Source organism: Testudinibacter sp. P80/BLE/0925 (assembly GCF_053570785.1).
The window spans coordinates 1,615,972-1,632,202 of sequence record NZ_CM131636.1 but is presented as its reverse complement, the minus strand read 5'-3'; the positions used below and the strand labels follow the sequence as shown (position 1 = coordinate 1,632,202).

At 47.0% G+C, this 16,231-nt stretch carries 18 protein-coding genes and 1 tRNA gene; 11 read left to right on the top strand and 8 right to left on the bottom strand.

Going from position 1 to position 16,231, the window contains the following annotated elements; translation table 11 throughout:
- The first annotated feature begins 76 nt into the window (after positions 1–76).
- The gene (locus ACWA5Z_RS07925; RefSeq protein ID WP_431051246.1) at positions 77–496 is read left to right on the top strand and encodes a hypothetical protein; all 420 of its coding nucleotides are present in this window, start codon (positions 77–79) and stop codon (positions 494–496) included.
- 8 nt (positions 497–504) lie between these two features.
- On the opposite strand, the gene ACWA5Z_RS07920 is transcribed toward ACWA5Z_RS07925, so the two are convergent.
- Together ACWA5Z_RS07920 and ACWA5Z_RS07915 are read right to left on the bottom strand one after the other, a co-directional pair.
- Positions 505–581 (bottom strand) — tRNA-Ile (locus tag ACWA5Z_RS07920).
- Positions 582–729: 148 nt separating this feature from the next.
- Entirely contained in the window at positions 730–1,332 is a 603-nt protein-coding gene (locus ACWA5Z_RS07915; protein ID WP_431051244.1) for a peroxiredoxin C, read from the bottom strand.
- Positions 1,333–1,596: 264 nt separating this feature from the next.
- Here ACWA5Z_RS07915 and metC point away from each other — a divergent pair, with 264 nt between their 5' ends.
- The gene (gene metC / locus ACWA5Z_RS07910) at positions 1,597–2,802 is read left to right on the top strand and encodes a cystathionine beta-lyase (RefSeq protein ID WP_431051242.1); all 1,206 of its coding nucleotides are present in this window, start codon (positions 1,597–1,599) and stop codon (positions 2,800–2,802) included.
- Between the two features lie 52 nt (positions 2,803–2,854).
- Here metC and ACWA5Z_RS07905 read toward each other — a convergent pair whose 3' ends face one another.
- Genes ACWA5Z_RS07905 through pspB form a run of 4 tightly spaced genes read right to left on the bottom strand, consistent with a single transcriptional unit; the run spans position 2,855 to position 5,983 of the window.
- Positions 2,855–3,910, bottom strand: coding sequence for a YcjF family protein (locus ACWA5Z_RS07905; protein WP_431051240.1), 1,056 nt, complete (start codon positions 3,908–3,910; stop codon positions 2,855–2,857).
- A 15-nt stretch (positions 3,911–3,925) separates the two neighbouring features.
- Positions 3,926–5,347 (bottom strand): YcjX family GTP-binding protein, encoded by a 1,422-nt coding sequence (locus ACWA5Z_RS07900; protein ID WP_431051238.1) that lies wholly within the window; start codon positions 5,345–5,347, stop codon positions 3,926–3,928.
- A gap of 12 nt (positions 5,348–5,359) precedes the next feature.
- Complete coding sequence (locus ACWA5Z_RS07895) at positions 5,360–5,728, bottom strand: PspC domain-containing protein (RefSeq protein WP_431051236.1); 369 nt, start codon at positions 5,726–5,728, stop codon at positions 5,360–5,362.
- Between the two features lie 9 nt (positions 5,729–5,737).
- Positions 5,738–5,983, bottom strand: a complete 246-nt coding sequence (pspB, locus tag ACWA5Z_RS07890) for an envelope stress response membrane protein PspB (RefSeq protein WP_431051234.1) — start codon at positions 5,981–5,983, stop codon at positions 5,738–5,740.
- Positions 5,984–6,087: 104 nt separating this feature from the next.
- Here pspB and ACWA5Z_RS07885 point away from each other — a divergent pair, with 104 nt between their 5' ends.
- The 5 genes from ACWA5Z_RS07885 to ACWA5Z_RS07865 are packed head-to-tail and all read left to right on the top strand — an operon-like array spanning position 6,088 to position 11,561.
- Entirely contained in the window at positions 6,088–7,797 is a 1,710-nt protein-coding gene (locus tag ACWA5Z_RS07885; protein ID WP_431051232.1) for an ABC transporter substrate-binding protein, read from the top strand.
- The gene (locus ACWA5Z_RS07880; protein ID WP_431051229.1) at positions 7,798–8,760 is read left to right on the top strand and encodes an ABC transporter permease; all 963 of its coding nucleotides are present in this window, start codon (positions 7,798–7,800) and stop codon (positions 8,758–8,760) included. It abuts the gene before it with no gap.
- Positions 8,750–9,643 carry an ABC transporter permease subunit gene (locus ACWA5Z_RS07875; RefSeq protein WP_431051227.1) on the top strand — a complete coding sequence of 298 codons (894 nt, stop codon included), beginning with the start codon at positions 8,750–8,752 and terminating at the stop codon, positions 9,641–9,643. Before ACWA5Z_RS07880 ends, ACWA5Z_RS07875 begins: the two co-directional genes overlap by 11 nt.
- Before the next feature lie 36 nt (positions 9,644–9,679).
- Positions 9,680–10,744 carry a peptide ABC transporter ATP-binding protein gene (locus ACWA5Z_RS07870; RefSeq protein ID WP_431051225.1) on the top strand — a complete coding sequence of 355 codons (1,065 nt, stop codon included), beginning with the start codon at positions 9,680–9,682 and terminating at the stop codon, positions 10,742–10,744.
- A complete protein-coding gene (locus tag ACWA5Z_RS07865; RefSeq protein WP_431051223.1) occupies positions 10,728–11,561 on the top strand; it encodes an ATP-binding cassette domain-containing protein in 834 nt (277 codons plus the stop codon). The genes ACWA5Z_RS07870 and ACWA5Z_RS07865 overlap by 17 nt, the downstream gene beginning before the upstream one ends.
- Before the next feature lie 99 nt (positions 11,562–11,660).
- Here ACWA5Z_RS07865 and ACWA5Z_RS07860 read toward each other — a convergent pair whose 3' ends face one another.
- Positions 11,661–11,954, bottom strand: coding sequence for a YfcZ/YiiS family protein (locus ACWA5Z_RS07860; RefSeq protein WP_431051221.1), 294 nt, complete (start codon positions 11,952–11,954; stop codon positions 11,661–11,663).
- Positions 11,955–12,170: 216 nt separating this feature from the next.
- Here ACWA5Z_RS07860 and ACWA5Z_RS07855 point away from each other — a divergent pair, with 216 nt between their 5' ends.
- From ACWA5Z_RS07855 to ACWA5Z_RS07840, 4 genes are all read left to right on the top strand, one after another.
- Positions 12,171–13,475 carry a porin gene (locus ACWA5Z_RS07855; protein WP_431051219.1) on the top strand — a complete coding sequence of 435 codons (1,305 nt, stop codon included), beginning with the start codon at positions 12,171–12,173 and terminating at the stop codon, positions 13,473–13,475.
- 72 nt (positions 13,476–13,547) lie between these two features.
- A complete protein-coding gene (locus ACWA5Z_RS07850) occupies positions 13,548–14,075 on the top strand; it encodes a methylated-DNA--[protein]-cysteine S-methyltransferase (protein WP_431051217.1) in 528 nt (175 codons plus the stop codon).
- Positions 14,076–14,199: 124 nt separating this feature from the next.
- Positions 14,200–14,337, top strand: coding sequence for a hypothetical protein (locus ACWA5Z_RS07845; protein WP_431051215.1), 138 nt, complete (start codon positions 14,200–14,202; stop codon positions 14,335–14,337).
- A gap of 207 nt (positions 14,338–14,544) precedes the next feature.
- The gene (locus ACWA5Z_RS07840; RefSeq protein WP_431051213.1) at positions 14,545–14,793 is read left to right on the top strand and encodes a hypothetical protein; all 249 of its coding nucleotides are present in this window, start codon (positions 14,545–14,547) and stop codon (positions 14,791–14,793) included.
- Between the two features lie 90 nt (positions 14,794–14,883).
- Here ACWA5Z_RS07840 and rlmC read toward each other — a convergent pair whose 3' ends face one another.
- Positions 14,884–16,086, bottom strand: coding sequence for a 23S rRNA (uracil(747)-C(5))-methyltransferase RlmC (gene rlmC / locus ACWA5Z_RS07835; protein WP_431051211.1), 1,203 nt, complete (start codon positions 16,084–16,086; stop codon positions 14,884–14,886).
- Positions 16,087–16,231: the final 145 nt, after the last annotated feature.

Genomic DNA, 16,231 nt, shown 5'->3' with positions numbered 1-16,231 from the left:
AAAAGTTGGACTGCAAAACCAACTGACTAAGGTGCAGATCAAACAAAGTGCGGTTTCTTTCTATTAGAGGGAAAACATGAAAAACTATTTAATCATTTTATTACCGCTGGCACTGAGCGCTTGCGTGCAACCGACATGGCACCCGACAGCTAATATGCCGACAAAAGACATGAAAACCGTTGAAGAATACCATAAGCAAGTGATGAGCGGGAAGACGATCAATGGCGCGGCACCGCCTAACGATATCCTGCTGAACGGCAGCGACTATAAGCCGAAAACGCCATCCGCAGCGACCCCGGCAAACGCGCCGAATATTTGGCAAAAAGAATTGCCAGAACAAGTACGCAAAATTTATAGCGAAGGCAGCACACAACGGCATACCACTAGCCACAAAACAACCGAGGTGTTAAAAGACACCCCGAACGAAAAACAGACTCGGACAGTGGAAAAATCGGAAACAAAATGGAAGAGTAAAGGATTTTCGTTTGGTTTATAAAAAATCGGTGGTGCCCCCAACAGGACTTGAACCTGTGACCAATCGATTATGAGTCGACTGCTCTAACCGACTGAGCTATGGGGGCAAAGTGCGGTTTTGACAAAGAATCGAGATTATAGAGGAATCAAGCGACCAAGTCTATAAGCGACGGAATGGTTGGCGAAAAAACAAGCTTGATTTTACGCAATAAAAAACCATGCTTCTCGGCATGGTTTTTTATCATTTAATGAAAATTACAGAGAATCTGCATTTTTCTTCAGGTAGCTGGCAACGCCTTCAGGGCTGTCTTTCATGCCTTCTTTGCCTTTTTCCCATTGTGCCGGGCAAACTTCGCCGTGTTCTTCGTGGAATTGCAACGCATCAACTAAACGCAGCATTTCGTCGATGTTACGACCCAACGGCAAATCATTTACGATTTGGTGGCGTACCACACCGTGTTTGTCGATTAAGAAAGAAGCACGCAACGCAACGCCGGCTTCCGGGTGTTCGATACCGTAGGCTTTGGCGATGTCGTGTTTCACGTCTGCAACCATTGCATATTGCACTTCGCCGATACCGCCGTTATCCACAGGGGTTTTACGCCATGCATTGTGAGTGAATTGAGAGTCGATAGACACGCCAACCACTTCCACACCACGTTCTTGGAATTCTTTATAACGGTGATCGAATGCAATCAGTTCGGACGGGCAGACAAAAGTGAAGTCTAAAGGCCAGAAAAACACAACGGAGGTTTTGCCGGCGACATGACGTTTGAAGTTGAAGTTATCAACGATTTCACCGTTGCCTAATACCGCAGAAGCTGAGAAATCAGGGGCTTGACGAGTTACTAATACCATAATATATCTCCTAATAAAAAATGGGTGAAGGTGCTAAAACAACCATCTGAGTCAATCTTGTTTAAAATCCCAACAACTGTCGTTTTAGTGCCGTTAGTATACTCAATAAATATTCAAAAGTCGTGATTCATATCACACTATTTAAGAAATAGGTTAAATCTATTTGTTTTGCCATATCGGCGGAAGCGGTTGCTTCCCGCGTTGATAACGATTATCTTAAGTCTCATCATTACCGCACTTTTTATGTTAAGCACAAGGATTTTTATGTCAGATTCCAACCATAAATTCACTGCCGCCACCCGTTTAGTTCACGCCGGGCGCCAAAGCCGTTATACACAACATGGCGTGAATCCGGTGATTCAACGCGCCTCATCATTGATTTTTGACAATTTAAAAGAAAAAAAACAAGCCACGATCAACCGTGCCAAGGGGGCATTGTTCTACGGGCGGCGTGGCACGCTGACTCACTTTGCCTTGCAAGACGCAATGTGCGATTTGGAAGGCGGAGCCGGTTGCGCGCTCTATCCTTGCGGCGCGGCGGCAGTCACCAATGCGATCTTGTCGTTTGTGGCAAGCGGTGATCATATTTTGATGACCGGTGCAGCCTATGAGCCGACGCAGGATTTTTGTAATAACCTACTGACCAAATTTAATGTGGAAACGACATATTATGATCCGCTGATCGGTGCGGCAATCGCTGATTTGGTGCGTCCCAATACCAAAGTCTTATTTTTAGAAGCGCCAAGTTCGCTCACCATGGAAGTGCCCGACGTGCCGGCGATTGTCAAAGCCGCGCGCGCAGTCAATCCTGATATTGTGATGATGATTGATAACACTTGGAGCGGCGGTTTGTTGTTCAAGGCGTTAGAACAGGATATTGATATTTCGATTCAAGCCGGCACAAAATATTTGGTCGGGCATTCCGACGCCATGATCGGCACCGCCGTGGCAAACGCCCGTTGTTGGGATCAATTGCGCGAACACTCCTATTTAATGGGGCAAATGGTCGATGCCGACACCGCCTACACTGCCGCCAGAGGCATTCGCAGTTTAGGCGTGCGTATGAAGCAACACCACGCCAGCAGCCTCAAAGTCGCTCAATGGCTAGCGACACGCGCTGAAGTGCGGTCAGTGTTCCACCCGGCGTTGCCAAGCTGCCCGGGACATGCATTTTTCCAACGGGATTTCAGTGGCAGCAGCGGTCTGTTTTCATTTGAATTGAAGCAAAAACTGAACCAAACGCAATTAGAAGCGTTTTTTGATCACTTCCGTTTGTTTACCATGGCATATTCCTGGGGCGGCTTTGAATCGCTGATTTTATATAACCAACCGGAAGAGATCGCCAACATCCGCCCGAATATCGAGCGCAAGCTGAGCGGAACACTCATCCGCGTTCACATCGGTTTGGAAGATGTCGACGATTTGATCGCCGATCTGGAACACGGATTTGAGCGGATTAAAACGTGCTGACCGCACTTTGGTTATGTTTGGTAGGTTGGGTTTCACATTTGTTCACTCCAACCTACTTCACTTTTTCCTCGACTACCGTTTTCCCCAACAAACTTGATTTTAGCGTGGCTAATAACTCTTGGTGAATTTGGCTGAGGCGGGGTTTTTCATCTTGTTGAAAGACGAGCGGGCGGCAAAATTCCATGGTTTTGATGCCTAAACGGGCGGTGAGCAAGCCGACACCGAGCCCTTGCGCGGCTCTTGCCGACAGTTTTGCCATTAAATCTTTGGAAAGCCATTCCATGCCGATGTCATGAATCAGCTCAGTTGCGCCGGCAAATGCCATATTCACCAACACCATGCGCAATAAACGAATACGGCTGAAATAGCCTAATTCAATGCCGTACAATGCGGCGATTTTGTTGATTAAGGCAAGATTGCGCCAAGCGACAAAAAACAGATCCACCAGCGCCAGCGGGCTGATACCGACCACAATTGCCGCTTCGCCGGCGCTTTTGCTGACCAAACGGCGGGCTTTTTTGTCAATCTCGCTCAACACGTTTTGACTGAACAAATAACCGACTTCCTGCGCATTGTGGCTGTCGTTGATCTGTTTCTGCCAAGCTTGCAGGCGGATATCCCGCTTATCCAGCCGCATATTATCCGCAATGCTCAAACAGAGCTGACGCGCCGCTTCACCATCTTGCCGCGCAGAGTCGTGCCGCGAAGAGAAAAGCGCACTTTGCTGTTGTAAAACCAAACGGCGTTTTAAGCTGCGCAGACGGTATAATTCTTTGATTAGTGCGCCAATTCCGAGCAAAACCAAAGAAAAACCGACTAAGGCAAAAGCAAAGGTGATCCATTGATTATCGCGCCAGCTGTCGAGTAGCCATTGGATTGATTGTGCCACCAGTGCGGTCAAAAACAAAAGTGCGGTTGCGGCTAAGGCTTTTTTCCACCAGCGGGGTTTGGGTTCAACCGCTTGCACGAAACGCCGTTCTAATTCGTTTGCGGTTTCCGGATCCTCGGCTATTTCAAGTGCCTCAACATCGACAAATTCTTTTTTCGGTTGTAATTCGTTTTCCGGCTCAAGTGCGGTCTGTTCTGTTTCGAAATAGGTTTTCTTCATCAATTGATCCTATGATTAATCCAACTTATCCGCTAATAAAAATTGCAGTACGCTGTCCATGCGTAAGTGCGGTATCCGTTCGTCTTCATCCAGTGGCAGCGGCTCAAACTGATCGAATTCAAATCGGTTTTGCTGCCAAAAATCGGCTGTCGGTAAACGGCTTGGCACGCTGCCGGGAAAAACGGTGACAAATTTTTTATCCTTGCTGCGCACGCCTTGCAGCGCTTTGATCCTTTGCCCGTTGTCATTCACGGTGACCGCTTTGGTGGCGCGAATCGAGGCAATTGCGCTGTATTCGTTCTCCACCCCGGCAAAATTAACGTGCTGTCCGCCCTCTTGCACCAGCCGGCGCATTAAGCTGATCAAATTCGGCAGTTGATCCGCGGTAACATGATCTGCTTTACTTGCCACAAACAGCAATTTATCAATTTTCGGTGCAAACAGACGGTGCAGTAACGTGCGGTTGCCATAGTGAAAATTTTTAAACAGTTGGCGCAGGCTCTCTTTGGTTTCTTCAAAGGCTTGGCGGCTGTAATTTAACGGCGTCAGGCAGTCCGCCAAAATGATCTGACGATCAAACTTGCTGAAATAATTTTCATAGAAACGTTTGACGATTTTTTCACGGTAGTAGTAGTAACGTTTTTTTAACACACGGTAATAGCTGTCGCGCGCGCTGTGTTGTTCCAGCGCCTGCCATTGTTGTTCGTCCAAATGCAAAAGCGGGAAAAATTGCAGCGCCGGCGCACCGGCATATTCACCGGGCAACACAAAGTGCCCCGGTTGAATAAATTGCAATCCTTGCACTTTGCAAACGAACAGATACTCGGTGTAGCGTTTGGCTAAGTTTGCCAAGATCTCTTCGTCTGCGGTCGCGCTGAGATCAAGGGCGCCAACCTGTTGCAACCACGCTTGCGCCAACTCCGCACGCACGCCGATATTGAGCTTTTGCAGGCTTTGCGACCATTGTTTAAAGCCAGTCTCCAATAACGGTAAATCCAGCAACCACTCGCCCGGATAATCGAAAATATCCAGATACAGCGTGCTTTCTTGTTTTAAATGCCGCATTAAGCCGCTGCTGTGGCGGTAACGGATCGCCAAACGAATTTCCCCCACGCCACGGGTCGATTGCCCCCATTGCGGCGGATTTTGTTTAAGTGCGGTTAGATTCGCTTCATAATCAAAACGCGGAATGCTCCAGTTTTCCTGTTCAACCCGCTTGACGGCCAAAATATGGCGTTGACGGGCAGCGGAAAAAAACGGCAAATGGCTGTTATCCTCACGATCAATTGTCAAAAGTTGATTGACCAAACTGGTGATAAACGCCGTTTTTCCGCTTTGGCTCAAACCGGTTACCGCAAGGCGCAAAGTGCGGTCAAAACCGCGGTTAACCAGATCAGTCACTTCGCGGCGTAAGGATTTTTGTAACGAATTCAACATGTTTCGATTCTTCTATTGGTTACGGCTGCCCGGTGTGCCGACATAATCTTCAATTTGAGTGATACGCTTGGCCAGCAACGTGAATTCCATATCCAAATCAATCAATTTCTGATTGGCGCTCACCCCGGCGCGCCAGGTTTTTTCCTTTAACGGCGTTGGATCAAAGATTTTTTGGTAAAAATCCGACTGATAATCGCCCGACGGCGCTTTATCCAACAGCATTGCCGCGGCGATATAGGCAATCAAAATCACGAAATAACCGCCGAATAAAAATAGCGACACCGTGACCAAGCGCACGACCCAAGTTTCCAAGCCGGTGGCTTTTGCCAGCCCGGCGCAAACGCCGGCCAGCATTCCTTGTTGCGGATAACGGTAAATCATCTTGTCCCCCTATTGCGGCTTGTTCGCCTGACGCCATTGCGGTTGCTGATAATCCAATATCGCTTCCAATTGCTCCACCCGCCGACGCAATGCCTTTGCCTGTTCATTCAATTGGTGAATTTTCGCCTTATCTTCCATACTCAAACCGGCGCCCATTTGCCGCTTACTTTTGTAGTGCATATACACCCAAAACGGCAGCACCAGCAAACAAAAAATAAAGGCGGCGATTGACAATAAAACAATACTCCAAAACATGATATTCTCCTGATTTCACGCAATCCACGAAAAGAAAATGGCATTATGCCGACGGATAAACTACAATTTAACCTTATATTACTCAGATCAGATTAATAAGTGCAATGTTGTTATTTAACAAACCCCTGTTATCTGTCACGTTTTTTTTATTCTCTGCCGTCCTGCCGCAGAGTCTGTCGGCTGCGCCGCGCATTCCCGAGGAACTGTTGGACAACGGCTTGATTTACTGCACTCACTCTACAGGCTTCTCGTTTAATCCGCAAACGGTTGATGTCGGCACGAGTATGAATGTGGTGGCGGAACAGATCTATAACAAGCTGTTTGATATAAAAAATGATAAAAGTAAAAAAATTGTTCCCTCGTTGGCGACGGGTTACATCCTTTCCCGTGATCGCAAAACGTTGCTGATCAACCTGCGCAAAGGGGTTAAATTCCATCAAACCGCTTGGTTTACCCCAAGCCGTGACATGAATGCCGATGATGTGGTGTTTTCGCTTAACCGCGTATTAGGACGTTTACATTCCTATCCGACGCCGGAACAGGAACAACCCTCTCGGCAGCATAATCCGCAATATCAAATCTATTACGATTTGGCGCGGCAAAACCGTTATCCTTATTTCGACAGCATTGACTTTAACGGTAAAATAGCCAATGTCAGCGCGGTTTCGCCTTATCAGGTCAAAATCGAATTAAATGCGCCTGACTCGTCCATTTTAGATCACCTTGCCAGCCAATACGCCGTGATTTTATCGCAAGAATATGCACTGCAACTCAGTGCCGATGATAACATCGCCCAGCTGGACACCCTGCCGATTGGCACCGGGGCGTATAAAATCGGCGATTATTTCCGCAACCAATACGTACGCTTACAGCGCAACGATACCTATTGGAATAAAAAAAGCGAGATTAAACATATCGTGGTTGATCTGTCGAGCAGCCGTTCCGGCCGTTTGGAAAAAATGATGAATCAAGAGTGCGATATTATGGCTTTTCCCGAAGCCAGCCAAGTCAACAACTTACTGCGTAACCAAGCGCGGTTTGGCGCAACCTCGGTCGATGGGATGAACCTATCGTTTCTGGCGTTTAACATGAACCAAGCGGCGGTGCAAAGCCCGGTCTTGCGCCGCACCTTGGCACAGGCGATCAACCGTGAACGGATTGTTCGCCAAATCTATTTCGATACCGCCGAGGTTGCCAACACCATTATTCCTAAAAGCTCGTGGGCATCACAATTCAATATGCGCTCGTTCGCCTATAACTATCAGCCGGAAAGCGCGAAAATCTTTTTTGCCGATAAGGATCTGACGCTGAATTTCTGGGTGCTGACCGATAATCAGGTCTATAATCCCAGCCCGGTGAAAACGGCGGAAATGATCCGCTTTGATCTGGAACAGGCGGGGATCAAGGTGAAGATGAAATATTTACAACGCAGTGAGTTGGAGCACTTATTGCTGTCCGGACAAGATGACTATCACCTGATTTTAGGCGGTTGGTTGGCAGGCAGTCTCGATCCCGACGGTTTCTTGCGCCCGATTCTGAGTTGCCACACCAATAACGCCCATACCAATATCGCCAACTGGTGCTATCCGGAGTTTGACCAAGTGATGGATCGGGCGTTACGCACGCCGATACAACTGTCGCGGGCACTGGATTATGACATAGCACAACAATATGTCTTGAACCAAGTCCCCTTGATCCCGATTGCCAGTGTCAAACGCATGATGATTTACAACAAACAAGTGCAACGGGTTAAAATGTCACCGCTCGGCACCATTCGCTTTGCCGATTTAAAATTGCAACGGGAGGCACAATAAATGCTGTTTATTCTGCGCCGCGCGTTATTAACCTTGATGACATTAGTGGTTCTGTCACTGATCAGCTACCACATTTTAATGCGCGATCCCCTCAATGCGATTTTAGCCAAACCGCACTTTTACTCCGGCTATATCGGTTACGTACAGCGCCTGTTTTACGGTGATTTCGGTATCAGCTATCTGGACGGACAACCGCTGTTAGGGCAAATTTTAGCCGTGCTGCCCGCAACGATTGAACTCTGTATTTTTGCCCTGTTCTTCGCCATTCTCTTCGGGTTGCCGCTCGGTTTCCTTGGTGCGTTTTATTCCAAACAATGGCTCGGCAAAGCCATTCGTTTCGGTTCGTCATTCGGCATTTCGCTGCCGATTTTCTGGATTGCGCCGATTGTGCTCTATCTCGCCGCGAGTTATCAATGGGAAATTTCCGCCATCGGGCAATATTATCCGCTATATCAAATCGAGCCGATCACCGGTTTTGCCGTGATTGATGTGTGGTTTGGCGATCACCCCTACCAGCTCAAAATCATTCAAAACGTGTTCCAACATTTGGCACTGCCGGTGCTGGTGTTAATGATCGCCCCGCTGATGGAAATCATTCAATTAACCCAGAACCAGGCAGAAAAAATCCTGCGCGAAAATTATGTGAAGGTCGTGGAAACACGCGGCTGGTCAAAACTGAAGATTGCGCGGTTGATGTTAATTCGCAATACTCTGCCGCCGCTGATTCCGCAACTGACCCGTAGCTTCACCATGCTGGTGGCAATGTGTATGTTAGTGGAAAATATTTTCAGTTGGCCGGGTATCGGGCAATGGTTGATTAACGCAGTGGAACAGCAGGATTACAACGCCATTTCCGCCGGTATGCTGATTATCGGTTTGGTCATTATTTTGATTAATTTGTTCAGCGGTTTTTTGATGTTTCTCTCGGATCCGTTTAATCGTAAGGGGTGGTATGTTAGATAAAGAACCGGACGAATTTCGTTTCACCTCTCCGTTACAGGAAATTTGGCAGCTGTTTCAGCGCAATAAACCCGCGTTATTCTGCGGCTATTTGTTGCTGGGATTCATTCTCGTGACCGTGTTATCGCCGTTGGTTGCCCCTTATCAAGACAATATGCAATTTGTCGGGCAGGAACTGTTGCCGCCATCGTGGAATAACCAAGGCAAAATCGCTTTTTTCTTCGGCACCGATGAATTGGGACGCGATCTGTTCAGCCGTTTGATTCACGGCTTGCGTTATACCTTCGGCGGTGCAATGCTCGTTGCGTTGCTCACCTTATTAATCGGCAGTCTGTTGGGGGTAATCGCCGGCACAGGCCAAGGTATAAAGTCGGATATTTTGGGACACTTTTTGGATGCGTTTTTGTCGATTCCGATTCTATTATTGGCGATAATAATCGCCACGTTAATGCAGCCTAGCTTGTTAAATGCCATGCTTGCCATTTTTTTGGCTTCTCTGCCCTATTTTATCCACCAGGTTTATCTGGCACTGCAAACGGAAATGCACAAAGAATATGTCTTAATGCTACGTCTTGACGGCGCTTCGAAAAGCTATCTGATTAACAAAGTGATGTTGCCGAATCTGCTGCCGATGTTTATCCGTTTAACCGGGCGGATTTTTACGCTGGCGATCTTGGATATCAGCGCCCTGAGCTTCATCGCCCTCGGTGCACAGCCGCCGCAGCCGGAATGGGGGGCGTTGATTCGCGAATATATTGACTTGATCTACTTAGCGCCTTGGCTGCCTATTTTGCCCGGTTTGCTTTTGATGTCGGTGATTTTGATCGTCTTGTTATTCAGTGACGGTTTGGCGAAAGCGATCGAACGCTACTTTCGCAAGAGCTAAGTGTAAGCGTGAATACAAAAGGCTAAAGGAATTAATATGGCATTACTGGATATACGCAATCTGACGGTGGAAGTGAACACCCCGCAAGGCAAAGTCAAAATAATCGACAATATGAATTTGACGGTCAACGAGGGCGATGTGTGCGGCTTAATCGGCGAATCCGGCTCAGGCAAGAGTTTGGTGGCGAAAATCATCTGTAATTCCGCCAAACCGTCTTGGAAAATCAGTGCGGATCGCTTCCGCTTTAATGATGTTGAATTGCTGAAACTCAATCCGACGAAACGGCGCAAACTGGTCGGTAAAGAGATTGCGATGGTGTTTCAAGATCCGTTGTCTTGCCTTGACCCCAGCCGAAAAATCGGCAAACAATTGATAAACGCCATTCCGGTATTTTCCTATAAAGGCCCGTGGTGGAAATGGTTCGGTTGGAAAAAACGGCGGGTCATCGAACTGTTGCACCGAATCGGGATAAAAGATCATAAAGATATTATGAGCAGTTATCCGTTTGAGATCACCGAAGGCGAAGCGCAAAAAGTGGTGGTGGCAATGGCGGTGGTCAACCAACCCCGCTTATTAGTGGCGGACGAACCGACCCATGCATTGGAAGCAACCACGCAGCTACAGGTTTTCCGTCTGCTCGCCAGTATGAACCAAAATTTGAATACCACCATCCTGCTAACCAGTAACGATATTAAAACCGTCAGCGAATGGTGTGACCATTTCACGATCTTATACTGCGGACAAACCGTGGAAAGTGCAAGTAAGCAAGCTATTTTAGAAAAACCACACCATCCTTACACCGTATCTTTGCTGAATTCGATACCGGATTTCAGCCAACCGTTGCCGTTAAAAAGCCGCTTAAATACGTTGCGCGGCAGCGTGCCACTGCTGAATAACTTACCGGTCGGCTGCCGTCTGGGCCCACGCTGCCCGTTCGCACAAAAACGCTGTGTGCAAAAACCGATGTTAAAGCGGATTAAACAGCACGAATTCGCCTGCCATTTTCCGTTGAATATCCGTGAACATGAGCAGCCGCAAAGCCAAAAAGCCTTTACGCCACTCACCATTCAAAGCGAGAAACCTTATGGCGACGCAAACTAATTCTTCCCCTTCTCTGCTGTTAGTGGAAGATCTCAGCAAATCCTTCCGCGATCATAACAGTTTCTGGCGTTCGGGGCTTTTTGCCGCCGTAACCGACATCAGTTTCAGTTTGGAAAAAGGGACAACCTTGGCTATCGTCGGAGCAAACGGCGCGGGCAAATCAACCTTGGCAAAAATGATCGGCGGGATCACCAAACCCAGCAAAGGCAGAATTTGTTTTAAAGGACGGGAATTGCAATTCGGCGATTATCAATCCCGCTGCCGCCACATCCGTATGGTGTCGCAGGATCCCGACAACAGCCTGATACCGCACTTGAATATCGGGCAGATTCTCGACACCCCGCTGCGTTTAACCACCAATTGGGACGAAGCGCAGCGCAACAAAAAAATCTATCAAACCCTACGTTTGGTCGGGTTATATCCGGATCATGCCAATATTCCGATTTACACCTTGTCGCAAAGCCAAAAACAGCGGGTGGCGCTGGCACGCGCGGTTATTCTGGAGCCGGAAATCCTGATTCTGGATAATGCCTTAGCCTCGATGGACACCTCGGTGAAAACCCAATTATTAAATCTGCTACTGAATTTGCAAAAACAGTTGGGGTTGTCTTATATCTATTTGGGGCAACACGTTGGAATTATCAAACATATTTCCGATTATATGTTGGTGATGAAAGAAGGACACATGGTGGAATACGGCAGCACGCGCGACGTGCTGACCGAACCGAGCAATGATTTCACCCGGCGTTTAGTTGAAAGCCACTTCGGGCATGGATTGGATAATTCGGCTTGGGAAGCCAATTTTGATCAAGATTAGGCAAGCATAAACGCCAATGTTAACCGCGCCGCTCAAAGTGCGGTATTCGGCTTGGAGATGGGCATGGTCGCGCCCAACTCCGACTGAGCACAACGGCAATTAGCGCGTCGACAATTGGAAAATCATGCTTTCCGCTTGGCAACTGAATTCAAAATCCGCTTTCAGTAAATAGCCGCCGTCAACTTGGCTGATACTGCTATTAATGATTGCCGGATCGCTTTCCGCAGCCCGCGCTTTTTCGGTTAAATAAGCCAATGCTTCTTGGGCAAGCGCCTCGCTGGCATAAACCTGCTCAAACTGCACGCCACAATCTTCATTATCAATAATCGTGCCGACATCGACACAGCAGCATACTTTACTTTCTTCCGCTTTGCATTTTTGTTCCGTAGTCATTTTTTTCTCCAAATATAATTAAAATTGTGACGGTATTTTATCACAGAAAAAGCAAAATGGTTGTTACTGTCCCACCGACAAACGCATAAAAAGTAATAAATATGCGTTAATATCACATAAATAAACGAAAACATTTGCCATCGGGATCATGATTGATTAGAATCATTAACATTTTTACAACAGCGCATTGTTTTTTATTTTTAATGGAACCTTACTATGTTTAAATTAAACAAAATCAATCAAATTCTATTAACCACGACACTAACGCTTTCCGCCGGTGCCGCTTCCGCCGCCGCCTTCCAACTAGTGGAAGTTTCCACTTCCGGTTTGGGTCGCGCCTATGCCGGCGATGCAGCAATTGCGGAAAATGCCTCGGTTGTGGCGGTGAATCCGGCATTAATGACCCAATTTAAACGGGCGGAAATTTCGGTTGGTGGGATTTATATCGATCCGAATGTTAATTTGGAAGGCGTGCTACACACTCAAAAGGGTGATATTCCTGCCAACCAAAATAATATCGCCCCGAATGCCATCATTCCCACTCTTTATTATGTTCACCCGCTCAACGAAAAATTTTCTGTCGGTGGCGGCATAAATGTGAACTACGGTCTCATGACAGAGTTTCCAGACAGCTATGAAGCAGGTTTTTATGCCGGAAAAACCGACTTAACCGCGATTAACTTTAACCTTAGCGGCGCCTATCGTTTAAACCAAAACTGGAGTGTCGGTTTAGGTTTCAATGCGGTGTATGCCGATGCCTTAATTGAGCGCCACCTCGGTGCGACCAGTGCCGCATTCCTGCCTGCTTTAGGGCTAACTCCGTCGACAACGGCAGCCCGCTTGGAAGGAAAAGAGTGGGGTTACGGCTGGAATGCCGGTTTAGTCTACGAATTTAACGAGCGTAACCGTATCGGTATTGCCTACCACTCACACGTTGATATTGATTTTAACGGAAAATATTCCAATCAACTGCCAACAATTTTAAATGCCGTCAGACCGGGACTAAATGCAACCGGCGGTGAAACCATTCCGGGTTCTTTGACCTTAAATCTGCCTGCCTACTGGGAAGTTGCCGGTTATCATAAAATGACCGATAAATTTGCCATGCACTACAGCTATAAATTAACCCGTTGGAGCCGTTTTCAAGAATTACATGCCAGCGGAAGCGCCGGCGAACTGCTCTTTGAAAAACAAGAAAAATTCAAAGATTCCTCTCGTATCGCCTTAGGGGTAAGTTATGACGTAGACACGGCTTTAACACTGCGTGCCGGTATTGCCTATGATGAAACCCCGGTTCAAGAAGGCTATTTTTCAATTTCAATTCCTGACGCAGACCGCACTTGGTATAGCTTAGGGGCAACTTATCGCTTCACTGACGATTTATCAGTAGATGTCGGCTATGCCCATTTACGTGCCAGCAAAAATACCTTTAGAGAAGCTGAAGCGGGTAAATTACCAGCAACATTTACCGCCAAATCTACTGCGAATATTTACGGTTTAAATTTAAATTACCGCTTCTAATTAGGGCAAACCGCCCTATAATCAAAAGGCGTGCTGTAATCGGTGCGTCTTTTTTATTTTCGGAGGTCATTTATGTCTATTCGTTACTGTTTTTACCCGTCTCCTATTGGTAACTTATTGTTATTAGAGAAAAACCAAGCGCTGATCGCTGTTGAATTCGAACAAGAACAAACAAACGTACCAACCGACTGGATAGAAGATGAACAAAGTGCGGTTTTGAGCGCAACCAAAACCGCACTTAGCCGTTATTTTAACGGCGAAGCTGAAACCTTTTCCGATTTGCCGCTCGCCCCGCAAGGCACGACGTTCCAACAACAAGTGTGGCACGCCTTGCGTCAAATTCCTTATGGCAAATTCAGCAGTTACGGCGAGTTGGCACAACAAATCGGCAATCCGAAAGCGGTGCGTGCCGTAGGCGGTGCAGTCGGGCGCAATCCAATCAGCATTATCATTCCTTGCCACCGCATTTTAGGCAAAAATCTGGCGTTGACCGGATTTGGCGGCGGATTACCGGCGAAACGCCACTTACTACAATTGGAAAGAATCGGTTATCTGGATCGAGGAATTGAATACGTTAATCCCAAACACTTGCGTTATTGATATAAGATAAATATGCAATTATTTACAATAATAGGCATTAAAAGCAGATTTTAGCACAATTGTTAGAGAAAATAGGGAAATTAACATAACAACAATAGCTTTTGTTGTAAAAAAATGTTTTAATATGGCTGATTTTTTACATAGACAGATCAATACTGACATGAATATTTTTCCTTCTTTCGCCAAGCAAGCAAGCAAGCAAGCAAGCAAGCAAGCAAGCAAGCAAGCAAGCAAGCAAGCAAGCAAGCAAGCAAGATTTTAGCCCATTCGATTGGTTTGGACAGTGTTTTTTTCTCTTTTTTCATCAGATTCAACCGCCCTTCCTGACGCAAATTAGCATGAATTACCATAATGTTAAGAATACGCTATATCAAAAAGCATTAAGCGGAAAAGTAAACTTATTCCACTCAGATATTGTTAGCCAAAATTTATTCCATTCCATCATCAACACTTATATGAGTAGCAAAAAATGAGAAATATATTTTATCTGTTGCTTGTATCAATGCTTTGTCAGCAAGCGATAGCCAGACCGGACTACACCAAAGAAGTTAACCGGGTGAACATCACCGATTTCAATATAGAGTGTGAGGAAGTTGCTGTTATTGCACAAGAAAAACAGAAAATACAGGAACAGCAATTACAAACCCGGTCAAACGATCCTTATACCAGACGCGCCAATGCTACGGTGATTATTGACAATAATCCGATTGAGCATTAAACCGTCTCGGTTTGGCATTGTAATCACAGCGGCACGTCATCACGGCCGGCACGACAGGCTTCTTAGTGTCTTCCTGATTCGCTTTTTCTGTTATTGGTCTATTTCCTTGACAAGTAATACGAGCGTCTCGAGGTGCGCCGTGTGCGGGAACATATCAAACAGACGGATTTTGATTATCCGATAATCCGTCAATAACGCCAAATCCTTTGCCATGCTGCTCGCATTGCAACTGGAATACAGGATAAAGTGCGGTGCAAACTCATTCAAAAACCCGGCTAAAGGTTTGCCGATGCCGCGCCGTGGCGGATTGACAATCACTAATTGCGGTTTTTGCCGTTGCGTTTCCCGAGCCGCAAATGCGGCGGAATCTAACGAACGGAATTCAACCGCACTTTGCCCTTGCGTCAAGCCCAACCGTGCTGCCGATAACTTGGCGCTGGCAATTGCCGAAGCGGAGATTTCAATCCCGGTTAAGCGGGTAAAAATATCCGATTGCCGAGCTTTCAAAGCCGATAAACAGTGCAGTCCGAAACCACCGACGCCGCAAAACAGATCCCACACATGGGAAATCGGCAGATTTTCTATCCATTCTTGCGCTTGCCGGTACAACGCACTCGCCACCGTCGGATTGGTTTGGAAAAAACCCTGCGGACGGATAAACAGCGGAATGCCGTTAAACCGCTCTTCCAACACCTGTAGCCCGGTCAGAAAAATTTCCTGTTCGCCCTCTAAAATTGCCGCGTGCTGCGCTTGAATATTGACCGACACCACCGCCAGCTTCGGCAAACGCTGTAATAAACCGGCTAATTCGCGCCGAATTAACGCCAACTTGGCTTCACTGCGCAGCACAAAACGCAGCAGCAGTTTGCCGCTGTAACGGCTTTCCGTCAGCAGAATATATTTCAGCTCGCCTTTACGTTTCAACAGGTTATACGGCACTAATCCGGCGCGGGCGATAAAATCTTTCAACTGCGGAAACACCGCTTGAATGCTGGCGGGATACAGTGGGCAGCCGCAGAGATCAACCGCACTTTGCGGATCATCGGGATCATTGATAATGCCCAAAATCGGCCGCTCGACACTGCCGCTGACCACCATTTTCGCTTTATTACGAAAACCGCTGAGCGGCGAGGCAAACGGCACAAACCATTCTGCACCGGTTAAATCCAACTTCGCCAGTTGCTGCTGCAAATGCTGCTGTTTTTTCGCCAACTGTTGGTCGTAATCCAAATTCAACCACTGACAGGAATCGCATTGTCGCTGTTGATGATAAAGGCAGGTTAAACGGTTCATTATTATTTATTATCTTTCCAATCGGTAAATTTATTTGGTAACAAAAATAGGGGCGGATTAGATATCCGCTCGTTTACGAAGTGCGGTATAAGCATTTAATCTATAATGGAAAAATGCAAAGTGCGGTTCGGGCGGATACCTAATC